Origin of the sequence: Streptomyces sp. Act143 (assembly GCF_003143935.1) — a bacterium.
GTDB lineage: Bacteria > Actinomycetota > Actinomycetes > Streptomycetales > Streptomycetaceae > Streptomyces.
Genome location: NZ_QFRX01000001.1, coordinates 5702643 through 5721353, shown reverse-complemented (window position 1 = coordinate 5721353; position 18711 = coordinate 5702643). Strand labels below are relative to the sequence as shown.

Here is an 18711-nt window from a genome sequence, read left to right as displayed (position 1 = left end):
CAGCCGCCCTCATGGCACGAGCCGCGGCCTCTTCCTCGCCGCCACGTCCTCCACCCATCCGCAGGCCAGCACGAACCCCGCGATCAGCACCCAGCCGACGCCGAACATGAACCACTGGCTCTCCAGCGGCAGGTATTCCTCGAACGCGGGCACGTTCCAGAACCGGTCGATCAGCGGGACGGCGAGGATCAAGGCGATCTCGTGCCAGAGGTAGATCGTCACGGCTCGCGCGTTGAAGATCGTGACGATCCGGTCCAGCCGCCTGAAGCGGGTCAGCCAGGCGAAGTCGATCCCGAAGTACGACTTGGCCCAGAACAGCAGCATCACGAACCCGGCCGACCAGAAGGCCTGCGCGAGCGGGATCTCGTCGAGGTCGTAGGTGCCGGCCTCGCCCTGGTGGGTGACGGCGTACCAGCCGCCGTAGCCGACGGCCGCGAGCGAGAGCACGACGACGACCGCGGGCCGCAGCCGCTCCAGCACCCCGTCGCGGTGCGCGAAGCCGAGGACCCAGCAGAAGAGGTACGTCGAGAAGTCCCACAGTTCGCTGCCGAGCCGCCCCTCGGGTCCTGCCCACACGAAGGTGAGGACCAGGATCGGCACGAGGGACAGCAGCAGCACCGTGACGCGCGCCCACCGGAACACCTTCAGCAGCAACGGGGACAGCAGCACGAACCACAGGTATGTGCGCAGGTACCAGAGGATCTCCCAGGCCTGGACGCCCCATTTGTTGCCCGGCGGGTCACCGAACGGCACGATCCAGAAGACGATGTTGTAGTGCCTCGGCATCCAGCCGTGGATCAGCATGGCCAGGACGACGAAGAAGCCCCAGAACCAGAACGGGGGCAGCAGCCTCCGCAGCCGGCTCTTCACCACCTTGAGCGCGGGCCGCTCCAGGGACTTCGCCATCAGCGTGCCGGCCAGGCCGAACATGATCCCCATGGACGGGAACACCATGCCGCACCAGGCCCACCCGAAGGTGTGATAGGTGACGACGCGGATGAGGGCGACGGCCCGGAGCGTGTCGAAGTAGCGGTCTCGCACGGGGCGTTGGGACTGCGTCTCGGGCATCGGCCGTTCGGTGGGCAGCGCAGCCACCGGCCCGCCTCTGCGGTGCGAACCCATCTCAGCCCACCCCCGCCGGCGTCCCGACCTCGCCGGTCCGCTTCAGCTTCTGCCACCTCAGGCGGCCGCCGGTGAGGGCGGTGATGCAGGAGTGGATGAGGACGAGGTACATCATCTGCCGGTAGGCCAGCTGCTGGAGCGGCATCATCAGCAGATAGCGGTACCTCTCCTTGTCGAGACGGAAGGCGTAGGCGGCGCAGACCAGTTGGACGCCCAGCACCGCGAGCCACGCCAGCAGGGCCGCCCGGAAATCGATGAAGATCATCGAGTACGCGGTGAAGACGTCGATGAGCGGGGCGAAGACCGGCGTGACGATCTGGAAGACCACCACCAGCGGCATCCCCACCCGGCCGAAGCGCCCCGAAGGACCCTTGTCCGTCAGCGACTTGCGGTGCTTCCACAGCGCCTGCATGGTGCCGTACGACCAGCGGTAGCGCTGCGACCACAGCTGTTTCAGCGAACCCGGCGCCTCGGTCCACGCCTTGGCGTGCTCCTGGTAGACGACCCGCCAGCCCGCGCGGTGCATGGCGATGGTGATGTCGGTGTCCTCGGCGAGGGTGTCCTCGCTCATGCCGCCGACCTGGAGCACGGCGTCGCGGCGGAACGCGCCGATCGCGCCCGGGATGGTCGGCATGCAGCGCAGCAGGTCGTACATGCGGCGGTCGAGGTTGAAGCCCATCACGTACTCGATGTGCTGCCAGGCGCCGATGACCGTGTCGCGGTTGCCGACCTTGGCGTTGCCCGCGACCGCGCCCACCGCGGGGTCGGCGAAGGGCTGCACCAGCTGGTGCACGGCGTCCGGCTCGAAGACGGTGTCGCCGTCCATCATGATGACGATGTCGTGACCGGCGTTGCGGACACCGTTGTTGAGAGCGGCCGGCTTGCCCGCGTTCTCCTGGCGGATCACCCGGACGTTGACCATGCCGAGCCGGTCGGCCGCGGCGCGGGCGATCTCGGAGGTGCCGTCCGTGGACCCGTCGTCGACGACGATGATCTCGATCGGGTGGGTGCTCTGCGCCAGCGACTCCAGCGTGTTGGCGATGCACTCCTTCTCGTTGTACGCCGGGACGATCACGCTCACCGGACGGGTGACGGTCGGACCCCAGCTGAAGCGGCGTTTGTTGCGCTGTCTGTAATGCCTGCGGGCGAGGATCAGCATCATCCCGAACCGGCCCATGACGGCCACCCCCACGACCAGCAGACCGACCGACAGCGCGGGCACCGCCCACTCCGCCACGGCGACGGCGGCGATGAGGGCCCTGCCCTCGTAGAGGGTGGCGCCGGTGGCCTCGCGGTGGGCGGCCTGGAGGGTGTTCACACCGGTGCCGTCGGCCCGGGGAGTCCCGGGGGCGCCGGCCGACTGCTCCTTCTCCAGCACCCCGCTGATGGTGGTGAAGGTGTACCCCTTCGCCCGCATCTTCTCGATGTACTTCGGCAGCGCCTTGATGGTCTGCGAGCGCTCGCCGCCCGCGTCGTGGAACAGCACGGACGCGCCGTTGTTCCGGGACGGCGTCGCCCACTTCACGATCTTCGCGACGCCCGGCTTCTTCCAGTCGTCGCTGTCGGTGTCGACGAAGACGCTGGTGTAGCCGTCCTCGCCGAGCTTCTGGTAGACGGGCCAGCTGTAGTTGTCGATGGCGTCCGTCTCCGAGGAGTACGGGGCCCGGAACAGCGTGGTGGTGATGCCGGCCGCGCCCGCCAGCGCGAGCTGCGTCTGCTGCATCTCCCGGTCGACGCGGGCGTCGCTCTGGTAGGAGAGGTCGACGTGGGTGAAGGTGTGGATGCCCACCTCGTTGCCCTGCTCGACCATGTCCTTCACGATCCCCGGGTAGCGCGACACCATCGAGCCGACCACGAAGAACGTGGCGGGGACGTCGTACTTCTCCAGGATCTCCAGCACCTGCGGGGTGTAGGTGGGGTTGGGGCCGTCGTCGAAGGTCAGGGCGATGGTCTTGTCCGGGACGGAGACGGTCGTGGCCTGTCCGCCGCGGAAGCTGAGGATCGGCCCGCCGGTGAGGATCTTGTCGGGGACCTTGCCGGAGGCGGCCCCGTCACGGACCCGCTGGTCGCCGCCCACCTCGGCACGCAGATAGCCGTCCAGCAGCATCACGCTGGTCAGCGCGAGCAGGAGCAGCAGGGCGAGCAGCACGCGCGGCTTCTGCAGCGCCGCCGCCTTGCCCGCCGCGCGCTCGATGCGGGAGGGGGCGCGGCGCCGGCCCCGGTGGGATGTCGTGGTCGTCGTCACGGTGCCTGCGCTCCGCTCAGTCGGCATTCGCGGACGCGGACGGCGTGGGGACGCCCGAGGGCAGCGCGGGCGGGGTGCCGCTGGGCTGTACGACGGTGCCGACGCCGCCCTGTTGGCGTAGGCCAGGGCCGGTGCCGCCCTGTCCGGCCGGGCCGCCCTGGCCACCGCCGAAGGGCAGCAGCGAGGACGGGCTGGACGTGCCGATCCCCATGAACGCCAGGCCCAGCACGACGGCGTACCCGAGACACAGGACGCCGACGAGAAGACCGATCCGGCGCAGCAGCTTCGAGCGGCGTCCGGAGTTGTCAACGAACACGGGCCCCTCGGTGTCGGACCCGTTGCCGCGTTTGCGGCGGCGACCACGCGGGGCGCGGTTTTCGATGGCAGGCTCGGAATGCATTCCCCGGATATTAGGGATGCTTTATATGTCGAACTCGGGCTCTGATGTGAGGCGCGTATGAGAAACGCCTTAACCTGTCTTTTCACTGAGAGTTCGCTGGAACGCCTGCGTGACCCTGTCCAGGGCGAATAGGGTTGAAGATGTGGTTGAGGGTGTGGGTTGAAGGTGTCACTTCAGGAACGCATTTTTCCGTCCTGAGACAGAAATCACGAAAGCGGGTGCACGTGCGATGCGGCGTTTCCTGAGGTCGGCGGCGGGCACCGGTTGCCTGTTTGCCCTGGCTACGTCGGGTTGCTCGGCCGACACCGACACAGCGCCGGAATCGTCGCCCAGCACCGCCTACGCCCCCTACGTCAGCGTCACGGACGCCTCCGACCTCGACTCCGCCGGGTCGCCGACGACGTACAACCTGGCCTTCGCGATCTCGGACGGCAGCGGCTGCACCCCGAAGTGGAACGGCACGACGGCGATCGGGGACTCGGAGGTGGCGTCCCGGATCTCGGCGCTGAAGAAGGACGGGGCGAGTGTCCGGGTCTCCTTCGGCGGCGCGTCCGGTGAGGAGCTGGCGGAGGTGTGCGACAGCGCGGAGGAGCTGGCCGAGGCGTACGGCGCGGCCCTCGACGCGGCAGGCTCCACGCAGGCCGACTTCGACGTCGAGGGCGACGCGCTGGCCGACACCGACTCGGTGGACCTGCGCTCGGAGGCGATAGCGCTGCTCCAGGAGGAGCGCGAGGACGTCGCCGTGTCCTTCACGCTCCCGGTGATGCCGTCGGGGCTCGACGACGACGCCCTCGCGCTGCTGGAGTCGGCCAACAACAGTGCGGTACAGGTCTCGACGGTCAATCTCATGACCATGAACTACGCGGAGAAGTACGACGGCGACATGGGCGACTACGCCCTGACGGCGGCGAAGGCGGCGCACACACAGCTGAAGGACGTCTTCGGGACGTCCGACGCGACCGCCTGGGGCGGGATGGCACTCACCTCGATGATCGGCACGAACGACGTGGCCGGGGAGACGTTCACGCTGTCCGATGCCGCTCAGGTGCGGAAGTTCGCGGAGGAGAAGGGGATCGGGTGGGTGTCGATGTGGGCGACGTTCCGGGATCAGGAATGCACGGGTGACGAGGATGCTCTGACGAACTGCAGTGGAGTGCAGCAGAGTTCAGGGGCGTTCGGGGAGGCGCTGGCCGGTTAGCGGCGTCTGTGGACGAGCCGGCCGGCACACACCGTGGCGATGCACTCGCCGTCCTCGGCGAACACGGCGAGGTCGGCTCGGCCGACCTCCCGGATCGCCGTCGGCTGCACCCGCGGCAGCACGACCACGTCGTTCCGCTCGGCGGCGGCACGGAGTTCGGCGGTGTCGGCGTACTCCTCCAGGACCGCCACCGCGCCCGACTTCAGCACGGCGTGGATGCGTTCGCGCGGGCTCGGGGCGTCGGGCAGCGGGCCCTCATGGATGCGAGCGGGCCCCAGAACCCCGGGCCACACGCGCACGCGAGCGTCCGGGAACCGCTCGCGCAGCTCCTCCAGCGTGCCCACGGCGCCGACCCGGTCCCGCCCCACCAGCACGGCGCCGCCCTCGATCGGCTCCGCCTTCCAGGTGTACCGGACCTCGTCGGCGGCGTGAATCGTCTCCATGCGCAGGTCAGTTGGACGCGAGGATCTTCAGCTCGGGATGCGCCGTGCCGCCCTCGATCGCCGTCGACGAGATGTGGGACATGACCCGTGCGTCGACCGGGTCGTTGGCCGGGTCGTCGTGGACGACGAGGTGCTCGTACGTCGTGGAGCGCTGGGCGGGGGTGCGGCCCGCCGTGCGGATCATGTCGATCATCTCCTGGAGGTTGGAGCGGTGCTTGGCACCGGCCGCCGAGACGACGTTCTCCTCCAGCATGACCGAGCCGAGGTCGTCCGCGCCGTAGTGCAGCGTCAGCTGGCCCGCGTCCTGGCCGGTGGTCAGCCAGGAGCCCTGGATGTGGGCGATGTTGTCCATGAAGAGCCGGGCGATCGCGATCATCCGCAGGTATTCGAAGATCGTGGCCTGGGTGCGGCCCTTCAGGTGGTTGTTCATCGGCTGGTAGAGGTACGGGATGAAGGCCCGGAAGCCCCCGGTCCGGTCCTGCACGTCACGGATCATCCGCAGGTGCTCGATGCGCTCGGCGTTGGTCTCGCCGGTGCCCATGAGCATGGTGGAGGTCGATTCGACGCCCAGCCGGTGCGCGGTCTCCATGATCTCCAGCCAGCGCTCACCGCTCTCCTTCAGCGGCGCGATGGCCTTGCGCGGCCGCTCGGGCAGCAGCTCGGCCCCGGCACCGGCGAAGGAGTCGAGCCCGGCGGCGTGGATGCGCTGGATGGCCTCCTCGACGCTGACCTTGGAGATCCGGGCCATGTGCTCGACCTCGCTCGCCCCCAGGCTGTGGATGACGAGCTGCGGGAACGCCTCCTTGATGGCGGCGAAGTGCTTCTCGTAGTACTCCACGCCGTAGTCCGGGTGGTGCCCGCCCTGGAACATGATCTGCGTGCCACCGAGCTCGACGGTCTCGGCGCAGCGCCGCAGGATGTCGTCCAGGTCCCGCGTCCAGCCGTTCTTCGTGTCCTTCGGCGGCGCGTAGAAGGCGCAGAACTTGCACGCCGTGACACAGACGTTGGTGTAGTTGATGTTCCGCTCGATGATGTACGTCGCGATGTGCTCCGTACCCGCGTACCGACGGCGTCGCACCGCGTCGGCGGCGGAGCCCAGCGCGTGCAGCGGGGCGTCGCGGTAGAGGTCGAGCGCCTCTTCAGGGGTGATCCGCCCACCGGCGGCGGCGCGGTCGAGGACGGACTGAAGGTCGGCCTTCTCGGTCACCGGGGCGTCCCTTTCGTCAAGGGTTGTGGACGGAAGCATCCATGTGCGCGGACTCGGCCAGCCTACGCCAGCCCACCGACACGGCCGACGTCAGGCCGCGTACGCCCCGATCAGCACGCCGGTCCAGGCCCCCGCGATCAGGAACGGCCCGAACGGGATCGCCGTCTTCCGGCCCGCCTTGCGGACGACGATCAGCGCGCCGCCGTACAGCGCCCCCAGCAGGAACCCGGCGAAGGTGCCGAGCATGACCGTCGGCCACCCGTACCAGCCGAGCACCGCCCCCGTGCCGAGCGCCAGCTTCACGTCGCCGAAGCCCATGCCGGCCGGGTTGATGAGGAAGAGCACGAAGTAGCCGCCGCCGAGGGCGAGGGAGCCGAAGAGGGCGTGGAGCCAGTCGCCGGTGTGCTCGGGGACGAAGGACAGCACGCCGAGCAGGGCGAGGGCGGCCCCGGCGAAGGGCAGGGTGAGCGGGTCGGGCAGCCGCTGGACCTTCAGGTCCACGACCGCGAGCAGCACGCCGACCGGCGCGAGCAGCAGCCACACCCCGATCTCGGGCCGGGTGCCGGTGGCGGCGGCGAGGGCGGCGCAGACGAGGGCGGTGACGAGGGTGAGCAGGACGGCGGAGGGACCGTACGACCGCGCGCAGTGCGCGCACCGGCCGCGGCCGACCCAGCCCCGGACCGGATGCCCGCCGTCGGGGCAGGACTCCCGCCACGGCTCGCCGGCCGGGGCCGAGAACCGGTAGGCGGCTCTCGGCATCACCGCGCCCGCCGCCGCGCCCCACAGCGCGGCGGCGAGAACGAGGAGCGTGCTCATCCCACGGCCGCGACGCCGTCGCGCCACGCCGGCAGCAGCTCGTCGAGCAGCGCTTCGGTGCGCGGCGGCAGCCCGCGGGCGCCGCTGCGGGAGATGAGGTCGGCGGCGAGGGCCTGGAGGCGGGCGGTGTCGCCGGTGGAGTGGGTCGCGCGCAGCAGCTCGTGCCACAGGCGCTCGTCGCCGGGGGCGGAGTTGAGGGCCGCGTTCAGCGCCTCGATGGCCTTCTCCGCACGGTCCTTGACCAGGTGGAACTCGGAGAGCGCGAGGCCGATGTCCGCGACCAGCAGCGGGAGCTGGGCGTCGATGATCTCGTGGGTGAGCCAGCGGTAGCGTCCCTCGGGCCGGTCGGCGAGCAGCGGGCCGCGCACCAGCACCAGCGCGTCGGTGAGCAGCCGCCCGCGCACGGCACGGCTGTCGACGCCGCGGCCCTGCGTGGCCTCGTGGTAGAGGGAGCGCAGCACGTCGAGGTCGGAGACGACGGACTTGGCGAGCGTGAGCCGTCCGGTGCTGTCGGCCTTGAGGCGCGGGGTGCCGTCGGGGTCGGTGCCGAGCCAGGCGCGCAGCCGGTCGAGCAGGGCCTCGCGTACGTCGTCGGTGACGCCGCGCGGCCACAGCGCGGAGGACAGCACGCGCGGGTGGACGCCCTCGCGGTGCAGGAGCAGCAGGGCGAGCGCCTCGTGGAGGAGGGCGCTGCGGTCGCCGTCGGGGGTGTCGAGGCCGATGATCTCGTACGGCCCGACGAGCCGCGCGTAGACGGCGGGCCGCCCCTGCTCGCTGATGTCGACGAGGAACGGCGGCGCGGTGGCCGGACCCTGCGGTTCGCGTTCGGGGTCGGCCTCGACGAACAGCTCGACGACCGCGCGCTGCAACGGCACGGGCAGCAGCTGGGCGTCGAGTTCGAGCCCGAGCAGCGGGGCGAGCAGCTTGCCCTCGCCGGTGACCTCCATCTCCCAGGCGGCGCCGGGCAGGTCACCGCTCTCGGTGCCGACGAGGTAGCCGATGCCGAGGCGGCTGGCGTCTGCGGCGAGTTCGGCGAGCTTCATCGCGTCGTCGGCGGCGGGCTCGGCGGCGAGGAGGACGAGGTGCGGGGCCCAGCGGGTGTGCTGGGCGGGCCCGGTGCGCCCGGTGAGCACGGAGTCGTGACCGGCGGCCCCCAGGGCCCCCCGCCGCTGCCGCGTCTCGGCGTCCATCGTCTCGATGAGGTCGTCGATGGTGTCGAGGTGCCGGAGCCGGTTGGGGGCGAGCGGGGTGAGGTCCTCGCCGAAGCCGACGAGGGTGATGGTCATCCGGTCCGACCAGCCGTTGGTGGCGAGTTCGGCGGCGACGGAGGCGAAGACGGCGGCACGGTCGGCCTCGCGGCCGGCGAGGGACACGATGCCGGGCACCGACTCCAGGTTGAGCAGGAGGCGCGAGTCGTCCATGGTGCCGAGGCTGACCAGGCCCGGGTACGGGGCGGCGGCGTCGACGTCCTCGTACCGCTCGGCGTCCGCGCGGGCGAGCATCCAGAACGTCTGGTCCTGCCCGAGCTGCCAGGGGGCGGGCGGGTTGCCGGAGGGCTGGGCGAGCTGCAGATGAAGGTCGCCATTGCCGCCGAGCCAGGCGGCGTACGCGGTGGGCAGCGGACGCGACTCGGCGCCGAGGGACGCGGCGAGTCCGCGCAGGGAGCGGTCGAGCAGGCGTACGCCTTCGGGGTCGGCGCCCACGAGCAGGGCGTCCTGCGCGTCGGCGGCGTCCCCGGTCGGCGTGGGCGGCTCCATGCCGCGCCGCCCGCCGACGGCACCGAACGCCGACTGCCACAGGGCCTGACGGCGCCGCCGGCCGAGGGCGCCGAGGAGGCCGGCGGCGAGGAGGGGGGCGCCGATGAGGGCTTGGGGCAGGCCGAAGGCCGACGACTCCTCGGTGGCTGAGGTGGCCTGCTGCTGTCCGCTGGGCTGCTGGTCGGGGGCGGGACGCTGTTCGGGGAGGGAGACCTGGGAGGCGCCGCCGCTGCCCTGCTGGTGGCCGCCGCCCTGCGCGTGGTCGCCGCCTTGGGCGTGGTCGCCGGTCTTGCCGTAGTCGTGGATCTGCTGCTGGGCGGCGGAGCCACCGGCGGCCTCGGGCATCTCGACGAGGTCGCCCCCGCGCGCGTCACCCGGCATCTCCATGATCCAGCCGGGCCGGATGAGGCTGGCCTCGGACAGCTTGGAGCCGTCGGGCTGCACGCGGTCCTTGTTGAGCTCGAAGATCTCCTTGTACCGGCGGCCGTCGCCGAGGTGGCGCTCGGCGATCTCCCAGAGGGAGTCGTGGTGCCGGCCCTCGGGCGGTTGGATCCGGTAGTACTTCGTGTCGTCGGACTTGGCGGTGCCGCCCTGTGCGTCCGCGTGGGCGGCGGCGCTGGAGGCCTGCTCGGCGAGGGCGGCGGCGGTGCTGGCCGCCTGCTCCTGCTGCTGGGCGAAGAGACCGGGGGTCTGCTGGGCGGCGGCGACGGTACCGCGCTGGTTCCCGTCGAGACTGTGCTGCCCGATCTGCGACAGCCCCGGCGTGAGGCTGGCGGCGGTCGCGCCGACGAGGAGGAGCGCGGCGACGAGCTGCCGGGCGAGCAGCTGACTGGGTCCGGCGCCGGGAACGCGCCCGGGCACCCCGACCCCCGACACGGCGGCCTTTATCTCCACGAGCACGCAGGCGGTGAACTGCGCCCAGGCGAGCCACACGATGACCGTGAGGATGTGGAGGAAGGTGCCGACGGTGATCTCGTGCTGCAGCCACTCCAGCTTCGGCATCCCGCTCGGCAACGGCCACCCGACCGTCATGGCGAGCGCACCCGGAACTCCGACGACCAGGACGGCGAGCGCGACGAACGCGAAGAACGCCTTGACGAAGTCACCGAAGGTGCGTCGCCGGATCCGCACGGGCTGCGGGGTGCGGTTGCGGGGCGTCGCGGAGGGCGTGGTCGTAGGCGTCGGGTTTCCCGTCGAGCTTGACGAGCTTGAGCTGCGGCGTCGTGCCATGGCGGGTGTCCTGGGTCGTGTGAGGAGGAGGTGGATACGAGGGAGTTACGAGGGAGTACGGAAGTCCACTGAGCGTACAGAGATCTTATGTACGGCGTCGAAGAGCGGGCAGGCCCTGTGGACAACTCACCGTCCCCCCTGCCACTCACTTCCTCACGACCTGCCGGACAGGCCGGAGTTGCCCCGTTTTCGACCGAGGGTCATGCGCATCGTTCGCAATCGCCACGCGACACCCTCACGTTCCCCACACAATCCCCCACGGCCTCTCAAGGCCACATCACCTGCCCCTGATAGCTTCGTTCCCCGTTGCAATCGCCAATCCTCGGGGGAGATCCATCGTGGCCCGCCGCACCCTGCCCATCACCGCCGCCGCGTTCGCCACGACGGCGGCGCTTCTGCTCTCCGCGTGCGGTGGGGGCGACGACAAGTCGCCGGATGACATCAAGGGGGCGGACACCGGGTCCAGCAGCCCGTCGGCTTCCGCGTCGGCGTCGCCTGGCGTCGAGCGCCCGAAGATCACCATCCCCAGCAGCTTCCAGCTCACCTTCGAAAACTGGTCGAGCGGCGACCCCGTCGAGCAGGCGGTGCTCGACGACGCCAAGGAAGAGGTCCGGGCCGGATACGCGGCGATCATCGCGAGCGACCCTGACAGCGAGGCCGTCGCCTTCTACGACACAGAGGGCGTCGTCGGGCAGACCAGGCAGTGGATCAAGTCCTACACGGACAAGCACCTCACCGTCATCGGCAAGCTGCCCGCCTTCGCGCCCGAGGTCAGCGTGGCCAAGACCGGCAGAGGAGCGTCACTCAGTTACTGCACCGACGAGAGCGCCGCACAGACCAGGAACCTCAAGACCGGCAAGGTCGAGGGGAATCCGGCGGGCACGAACCCCTACGTCTCCTACACGGTCTCCCTCGCGAAGAACGCCCAGGGTGTCTGGCAGAACGCGTCCGTGCACTCCGAGCGAGGCGGGTGCTCCAAGTGAGCCTGCGACACCGGCTGACACCCCTGATCGCCGGATCGCTCGCCGTGGCCCTTCTGGGCTCGACGCCCGCAGAAGCGATCGGAGAAGCAGGCACTGACACGCGAGGCCAGGCCGACGGCACCGAACTGGCCGCCTCCGCCTCGTACTCCAGGATCAGGGTCACCCAGAAGAGCGGTCCGACCGGGGGAAGGCAGGGCACCCTCTCGTCCACGGACGTGAACTGGGAGCCTCCACCCTGCTGGTACGAACCCCTCTTCACGCCGGAACAGTTGAAGTCCTTCGCGGAGACCGACGGCAGTGGCCAGGTCAGCATCCGGCAGGGATGGATCGGATCGAGCCTGTGGACCGACCACTTCAAGGACGAGAAGGACGCCGTCAACTACTTCGGCACTCCGGCGACCGTGACGGGCTACAAGAACTACAACATCGGCAAGAAGGGCCACTTCTGGCACGGTGTCGCCCCGGACGTCGCCGACATCGACGACACATCTCTCTGCAACCGCCTCATGTTCTGGCAGAACGCCGGCGAAATCCCCGACGATCCGAACGCGCCCACGCCGGAGACCCTCGCCGACTACGCCTACAACAAGGTGAAGGTCCCCGACACCGAGATCGAGCTGAAGCCGGCCACCAAGTCCACGGTGAACCTGCCTACCTGGGTCTGGCTGGACAAGGGCACGTTCCAGGAGGTCAAGGTCCGCGCCGAGCTCCCCGACACGGGCCTGTGGGCGGAGACGGCGGCCAAGCCGGTCGCCCTGCACCTCGATCCGGGCACGGAGGACGCGGAGACCTACCCCGCCTCCGGCGACTGCGCGATCAACGACGACGGCAGCATCGGCACGCCGTACGCGAAGGGCGACGCCGACAAGACCCCGCCCTGCGGCATCCGCTACCTCAAGGCCACGAACGGCACGCCGTACCACCTGTCCGCCTCCGTGACCTGGCAGATCACCTGGGAGGGCTCGGACGGCACCGGCGGCGACCTGCCCGACGGCACGTTCGAGACGACGCAGGACATGAACGTCCAGGAGATCCAGGCGATCAACCGCTGACGCGGGAGAGACCGACCGTTCCTCGCTCCGCCGCTCCGACCTTCCCCCCAGGAGAAGAGACCCCGATGACGTTCCCGTCCAGCTCACGCCGCCGCCTGACCACGACCGCGCTCGGCATCGCCACCGCGGTCACGCTCACCGCGTGCGGCGGTGGTTCGGATGCCGACGGCGCGAACGGTGACGCGTCCGCGAGCGCCGCCGCGCCTCAGGGCGTACTGACCGCGAAGGCCGCCGCCGCGGTGGTGGACAACTACGAGAAGGTCAACAACAAGGCGAACGCGACGCTGGACAAGGAACTCCTCGGCACGGTCGAGGCCGGGCAGCTCTACGCCATGGACAAGGCGAACTACACCCTCGTGCCGACCTTCTCGAAGAAGGACCAGAAGGCATACCGCTCCCCCTTCTCCTACCAGGACCGCCAGTACGTGATCCCGGCGAAGGGCATGGGTGACTGGTTCGTCGTCCAGGCCAAGTCCAGTGACGCCGGGCACGCCTCGACGTTCGTGGTCTTCGACAAGGTGGACGGCGCCTACAAGGTGGTGCTGACCGTGTGGGCCGAGGACGGGGAAGCGCTCCCGAAGCTCGCGGTCGACGAGAACGGCCTCGCCGAGGCCGTGGACCCCGACGCGAAGGTCGGCAAGCTCGCCCCGTCCGACGTCGGCGCCGCCTACGAGGACCTGCTCCAGACCGGGGGTGCGAAGGCGGGCAGCAACCTGGCCTCCACGGCACCGGTGAAGGAGGCCGAGAAGACGTACAAGGACAGCAGCACCAACGGCACGGCCGACGGCATCGCCACGAAGAAGTTCTTCGCCAAGACCCCGGCCGACCCGAGCGTGTTCGCGCTCCGGACCGCGGACGGTGGCGTCCTCGCCCTCTTCCCGCTCGCGCACACCCAGGAAATCCTGGTGAAGGAGGCCTACCGCTCCAGCCGGTCACTCGTGCCCAGCGATGAGCAGTCCGCGCTCGGCGCCGTCAGGGGCGACCTGATCACCGACAGGTTCGAGGGGAAGGGGATGGCGGAACTGACCCCGAAGACCGCCCGGATCACGGCTCTCGACTGGCAGCACGTCGATTCCCGGTGAACGGGCCGTGCGTCTGACGGCGGTACGGACGCCCGCGTCGGCCGACGGCCCGGGACCCCTCGGTCGCCGTCAGATCCCGCTGCTCCACCCGGCAGGCCATCATTTCTGCGCCCGGATCACACCTTCACGCGTCACACTCCACCGAGCATCTCGTCCTCGTCGAACCCCAACTCGTCCTCGATCCCGAGCTGCTCCGCCGCGTGCCAACGGAGCGGGTCGGGCCACTCGCCCGGCGCGCTCGTGGCGACGGTCGTCAGGAACTGTTCCGCGTCGGGTGTGCCGATTTCCCCGAGGGCCTGAATTCCCTTGATGCACAGAGGGAAGAACGGGCCGTCGACATCCCGCCGCCGGTGCACGAGGCGACCGATCGCCTCCACAGCCTCGGGAGCCCGCAGTTCTCCGAGCATGTCGACCAGGTCTTCGCTGTTCACGCCGGTCGCGTCGGCAGCGAGCGCCCGGACGAGGATCGGGGCGAGGCCGTCCGGGTGCAGGTGGACGGCGGCAGCCGCGAGCCTCTCGAACCTGCGCCAGTCCTCGGCGTCGGCCGCGGCACCGAGCCAGCCAAGGATCCTGTCCCGAGCCTCAGGGACCTTCGCCGCCACCTCCGCGGCCTTGTCCCGTCCGATGTAGCCCCCGGTGAGGATCGCTTCGACGCGCTCCACCCGTGCGCTCTCGGCTGCGCTGTCGTCCGGCATTCGTTCTTGCTCTCCTCGCGCTGCTTGCTGCTGACACCACGGCCCCCCTCGCGTACGGCTAGAGCAGTTCGTGGGTCGATCTCAGGATGTTCGAGTTGAACACATCAACGGACCCCGAGCGAAGTCCGAAGTTCAGCCCCCCTCGCTCCATCTTCACGTGCACGAAGTTGACGCTCTCCCCGATCTCGTCCAGATGCAGGCCGTAGGCCTCACGGATCGCGGCGATGTTGTCACCGGACCCTCGACCGGCCGCGATGAGCGCGTCTCTGGTGCCGGGATGCATCTCATAGCGCACGAGGTGGGTGTACTTCTGGGCGTTCCGCCCGCCCCGGCGGGCGAATCGCTCCGCGATCCCGGTGACGTAGTCGGACTCCTGCGTCACGAAATTCTCGCCTCGGACGTTGATCTCTCCCTTGGGCCCCAGGCGTGCGAACTCCTTCTCCGACATGACCCGGTAGAAGACCTCATAGGGACCAAGCCCCAGGGGGTCCGTGCCCGCCCAGGGATTGGGCACATAGGCCGTGGGGTGCGGGGCCATGCTCAGGCCGAGCGGGTCCGGGGTGACGTAGTGGCCGCTCTCGGGGTCGTAATAGCGGTGGCGGTTGTAGTGCAGCCCGGTTTCGGGATCGTGGTACTGACCGGGAAAGCGCAGCGGGGTGTATGTCCTGCTGTTCGACGGCCACGCCGTCGTGCCCCCCAGGGTCGAGCGGGCCCGCCAAGCGAGATTTCCTTCGTCGTCCACGAGTTCCGTGGGGGTGCCCACGAGATCGGTGACGATGGCGAAGAACCTGGAGTCGATCTCCTCTTGGGTCGCGGAGTCCGACAGCCGCTCTGTCTGAGCGACGGGGTGGAGACCGTCGTAGTCCCAGGTGAGGGTGACCGGGTGCGGCAGTCCAAGACCTGCGGTCGTCTGTTCGACGAGAGTGTCGCCGTCCCAGGTGAAGCGGGTCTCCTCCGCTACGGACGTGCCGTCTGCCGCCATGCGCTGCTTTGCGGTCCGGCGGCCGAAGACGTCGTACCGATAACGCCACACCGTGCCGTCAGGGGTGACCACGGATGTCAGCCGGTCTTCCGCGTCCCAGGTGTAGCGCCACGTCTCGGGCGGACGGGACAGGCGGGTCCTGCGACGCAGCACCATGCGGCCGGCCGCGTCATAGACGTGGCTCATGCGGCCGGCGGTGGTGACCCGAGTGCCCTCACGGACACAGTGGCCACGGGCCTCCGCGCCAGGGTGGGTGTCGGGCCAGAAGGCTTCGGTCCGCTGACCCGCGGCATCGTAGGCATACGTCTCGCGCCAGTTGCGTGCGCTGACGGCCGTGACGCGCCCCACGACGTCCAGCTCGATCTGTCGCGGCCCGTTGCGCAGATCGTCCACCCCGGTGACATGGCCGTCCGCCCGGTGCGTGTAGCGGCGGCTCTGCACCGTTCCCCGGGGCGTCTCGGCGCTCTGTTCCACCAGGGAGCCCGAGGCGTCCCAACGGCTGTGCAGCGTCAGGACCGTGTCGATCTCACGGGTGACCTCGCGCCCGGCGATGTCGTAGTCGAACCGCAGCGAATGCCCGGACGTGTTCAGTGAACTGCGGCGACCCTGCGCGTCATAGGTGTACGTCGACACCGCTCCGGCGGGTGTCACCCGCCGAGTGCGTCGCCCGAAGTCGTCATACGCAAAGGCCAGCGCCCTGCCGTCGACGGACTCCGCGACGATCCTGCCCCACTCGTCCCGGTCGAACCGGACGTCGGAGTCCGGGCCGACAGCGCTCAGCAGGCGGCCCATTCCGTCGTGCCGGTAGCGGGTGACGACGCCGTCCGCGTCCTTGGCGGTCACCTGGCCGAGGACATCGCGGTGGTACGCGATCCGCTGTCCCAGCGCGTTCACCCGGGCAGCGATCCGGCCGGCTGGGTCGTACTCGTAGCGCACCGTGCGTCCGTCGAAGTCGCATTCGGAAACGATGCGCCCGGCCGGGTCGTAGGTGTACGTCCACGTGAGCCCCACGGGGTTCGTGACCTTGGTCAGCCGGAGTGAGGCGTCGTGCTCGTAGGTGTAGCGCGCGCCGTCCGGTCCGGTCGCGGCCGCGAGCAGGTCGAAATGCGTGTACTCGTACGTCGTGACACCGGCGTTCGCGTCCGTGTGGCGGACGCAGTTGCCCTCGCCGTCGTACTCCCACACCTGCTGGGCTCCACCAGGGCCCTGCCACCGCCCGATCCTGCCCTCGACGGTCCACCGCAGGCGAGCCTCGCTTCCCGTGGAGTCCCCGACCGCGACCACCCGGCCGAAGGCGTCGTACCGACGCCACTCGGCCATACCTCGCGCGTCCACGAGTCCGGTGGTGAGGCCCGCCCGGTTGGTCTCGATACGGGTCGTGTTCCCCAGCGGGTCCGTGACCGAGGTCAGGCGCCCGGCGTCGTCATGTGTGTACCGCACGACGGTGCCCTCGGGGCCGACAACCGCTGTGCAGTTGCCCCGGGCGTCGTACTCCCGTCGCCAGGTGCTGCCGTCGGCCTGGACGGTCCGGACCGGGTTGCCGTGGTCGCCGTAGTCGAAGTACGCAGTCGCCTCGTCCGGATACGTGATGACCAGAGTCTGACCGAGGTCGTTGCGTCGGTAGTGCGTCGTGTGGCCGAGGGCGTCCGTCCGGGACAGGACGTGGTGGTGTTCGTCATAGGTGGTGCGGGTTACCCCACCGAGCGGGTCGATCTCCGCGATGACCTGGTTGTTGTCGTTGACGACGAATCGGGTGACGGCGCCTTCGGCGGTGGTGAGGGTGGTGATCCGGCAGTCGGGCCAGGCCGGGTCGGCGCCGTCGTAGTCGAGGGTGATGGCGATGTGGCCGGCCTCGCCGCCCTCCGCCACACAGCGGTCCCGGTCGTCATAGCTGTAGGCGTAGCTGCGGTGGTTGGTGTCGGTCCAGGACGTGATCCGCAGGCGCTCGTCATAGGTGAACTTGAGCGGCAGACCAGAGGAGTTGACGGTTTCGGTGAGATTCCCGTCGGTGTAGCCATAGCGCTTGATGACGACATCCGCGCCGTCCTCGGCAGCACCGGCCAGGCTCAGCGCCGTGACACGGCCTTCGTCGGTGGTGAGTTTCAGGTGGTAGCCGCCGGAATGGCGCAGAGCGAGCGGCGTGCCGTACTCGTCGTAGTCGAAGGTGATCGTGTGCTGGTTGCGATCGATGATCCGTTCCAGCAGCGCGATGCCGTCGGCAGTGGGGCGGGAGAAGTGCCGGGCATGACCGGTTACCGGGTCCTGGACCCGGTAACCGCCGTCGTCCAAGCGGATCAGCGGCCACCGCGGACCCGCGTCCGGCAGGACCGGTGACTCAGGGCCGGCCGGGTGGGGGTAGCTCAGGAGCAGACCGTCCTCGGTGACGAAGACGACGCCGTCGGGGTCGACCTCCAGACGCTGGTCGACAGTAGAGGCCCACGTCGGGCCGAACCACCAGCCGCACCGGTAGTCGGACGCCACGCGCCGGGTGAACTCCAGAGGCAGGAGACCCGGCAACTCCACGTCCGACTGCGGCAGATACATCGAGCCGGTGGCCATGTCGACCGGGTCACTGCCGTTGGAACAGACGACGTTCTTGAGACGGTTGTATCCGCCCTTGCTGCCGCCGAGCATACGGCGGGCGCCCTTGCCCAAGCCTTTGACGCCCATGGCCATGCCCTTGAGCCCCACCTTGCTGAAGGCCTTCAGGCCCTTGGCGAGCCCGCCGAGGGTGGTCAGGCCCTTCATACCGGGTATGCAGTCGAGGGCGGCCAAGCCCACGTCCCACAGGGAGGCTTGGCCCTTGGAATATTTGTAGAGGGTGTCGGCGAGCACGACGAGGGCCGCGATCAGGACGATCGCACCGAGGATCGGCCCACCGATGATCATCGCGATGACACCGACCACCGCCACGACGATCTTGCAGACGGCGACGATGTTGTCCCAGTTGTCCGTGAACCAGTCGCCGACCTCCTCCCACCACGACCGGTTCTGAATACCGGCATCGGACGCCTCGTCGATCTTCGTCTTCGCGGTGTGCGCGGCCTCCTCACGCATCTTGCGCGCGTCCTCGGCCATCTTCTTCGCCGCGGCCAGCGCACCCTCGGCGTTGTTGACGTCCGTCTGGGCGCTGGTCTGCGCGGACTTGGCATGCTGGGCGTCCCGCGTGGCGGCCCGGACCTTGCCCTCGTCGGGCTTGTCTCCGCCGGACTTGCTGCCGGTGGGGTCGTCCTTGTACTTGTCGGCTTCCTTGTTCGCCCGCGTCACCCACGAATCAGCGGAGGCAAGACGGGAGTTGGCCGAGGACAGATCGCTCTGCGCCTCCCGGCCCTTGGCCAGCGCCCGGTCGGCCAGGGCCTGGGCGCGCTCCAGCTTCGGCCAGAAGTCGGCAAGGGCGTCGCCGCACAAGTCGTAGGACTTCTTCAGCTTCTTGAGGTTCTTCGGGACATCCCCGAACTCGTCCTTGAAGACCTCCGCCGACTTGCCCGCCCACTCCAGC

13 protein-coding genes are annotated in these 18711 nt (G+C 69.6%); 4 read left to right on the top strand and 9 right to left on the bottom strand.

Annotation, left to right across the window (positions count from 1 at the left end; translation table 11 throughout):
* Nucleotides 1-9: 9 nt before the first annotated feature.
* Genes DI272_RS25985 through DI272_RS25975 form a run of 3 tightly spaced genes read right to left on the bottom strand, consistent with a single transcriptional unit; the run spans nucleotide 10 to nucleotide 3767 of the window.
* Nucleotides 10-1122 carry an acyltransferase gene (locus tag DI272_RS25985; protein ID WP_109497678.1) on the bottom strand — a complete coding sequence of 371 codons (1113 nt, stop codon included), beginning with the start codon at nucleotides 1120-1122 and terminating at the stop codon, nucleotides 10-12.
* 1 nt (nucleotide 1123) lies between these two features.
* Complete coding sequence (locus tag DI272_RS25980) at nucleotides 1124-3394, bottom strand: bifunctional polysaccharide deacetylase/glycosyltransferase family 2 protein (RefSeq protein WP_109497677.1); 2271 nt, start codon at nucleotides 3392-3394, stop codon at nucleotides 1124-1126.
* Complete coding sequence (locus DI272_RS25975) at nucleotides 3384-3767, bottom strand: hypothetical protein (protein WP_109497676.1); 384 nt, start codon at nucleotides 3765-3767, stop codon at nucleotides 3384-3386. Before DI272_RS25975 ends, DI272_RS25980 begins: the two co-directional genes overlap by 11 nt.
* Nucleotides 3768-3996: 229 nt before the next feature.
* Here DI272_RS25975 and DI272_RS25970 point away from each other — a divergent pair, with 229 nt between their 5' ends.
* Complete coding sequence (locus tag DI272_RS25970) at nucleotides 3997-4965, top strand: chitinase (protein ID WP_109497675.1); 969 nt, start codon at nucleotides 3997-3999, stop codon at nucleotides 4963-4965.
* Here the strand turns inward: DI272_RS25970 and DI272_RS25965 are convergent.
* From DI272_RS25965 to DI272_RS25950, 4 genes are all read right to left on the bottom strand, one after another.
* Nucleotides 4962-5408 (bottom strand): hypothetical protein, encoded by a 447-nt coding sequence (locus DI272_RS25965; RefSeq protein WP_109497674.1) that lies wholly within the window; start codon nucleotides 5406-5408, stop codon nucleotides 4962-4964. The two genes, DI272_RS25970 and DI272_RS25965, sit on opposite strands and share 4 nt — an antisense overlap.
* Before the next feature lie 7 nt (nucleotides 5409-5415).
* Nucleotides 5416-6615, bottom strand: a complete 1200-nt coding sequence (gene mqnC / locus DI272_RS25960; RefSeq protein WP_109497673.1) for a cyclic dehypoxanthinyl futalosine synthase — start codon at nucleotides 6613-6615, stop codon at nucleotides 5416-5418.
* Between the two features lie 90 nt (nucleotides 6616-6705).
* On the bottom strand, nucleotides 6706-7431 hold the full coding sequence (locus DI272_RS25955) for an A24 family peptidase (RefSeq protein WP_109501040.1): 726 nt from the start codon (nucleotides 7429-7431) through the stop codon (nucleotides 6706-6708).
* Nucleotides 7428-10418, bottom strand: a complete 2991-nt coding sequence (locus tag DI272_RS25950) for a BTAD domain-containing putative transcriptional regulator (RefSeq protein ID WP_109497672.1) — start codon at nucleotides 10416-10418, stop codon at nucleotides 7428-7430. Before DI272_RS25950 ends, DI272_RS25955 begins: the two co-directional genes overlap by 4 nt.
* A 338-nt stretch (nucleotides 10419-10756) precedes the next feature.
* Here DI272_RS25950 and DI272_RS25945 point away from each other — a divergent pair, with 338 nt between their 5' ends.
* The 3 genes from DI272_RS25945 (at nucleotide 10757) to DI272_RS25935 (ending at nucleotide 13535) form a co-directional block, all read left to right on the top strand.
* A complete protein-coding gene (locus DI272_RS25945; protein ID WP_109497671.1) occupies nucleotides 10757-11401 on the top strand; it encodes a hypothetical protein in 645 nt (214 codons plus the stop codon).
* On the top strand, nucleotides 11398-12453 hold the full coding sequence (locus tag DI272_RS25940; protein ID WP_258314679.1) for a hypothetical protein: 1056 nt from the start codon (nucleotides 11398-11400) through the stop codon (nucleotides 12451-12453). Before DI272_RS25945 ends, DI272_RS25940 begins: the two co-directional genes overlap by 4 nt.
* Nucleotides 12454-12518: 65 nt before the next feature.
* Nucleotides 12519-13535, top strand: a complete 1017-nt coding sequence (locus tag DI272_RS25935) for a hypothetical protein (RefSeq protein WP_109497670.1) — start codon at nucleotides 12519-12521, stop codon at nucleotides 13533-13535.
* A gap of 131 nt (nucleotides 13536-13666) precedes the next feature.
* On the opposite strand, the gene DI272_RS25930 is transcribed toward DI272_RS25935, so the two are convergent.
* Both DI272_RS25930 and DI272_RS25925 read right to left on the bottom strand, forming a co-directional pair.
* Nucleotides 13667-14230 carry a hypothetical protein gene (locus DI272_RS25930; protein WP_109497669.1) on the bottom strand — a complete coding sequence of 188 codons (564 nt, stop codon included), beginning with the start codon at nucleotides 14228-14230 and terminating at the stop codon, nucleotides 13667-13669.
* Nucleotides 14231-14288: 58 nt separating this feature from the next.
* Nucleotides 14289-18711 (bottom strand): DUF6531 domain-containing protein (locus DI272_RS25925; protein ID WP_109497668.1); only part of this gene is annotated, 4423 nt, incomplete at its 5' end.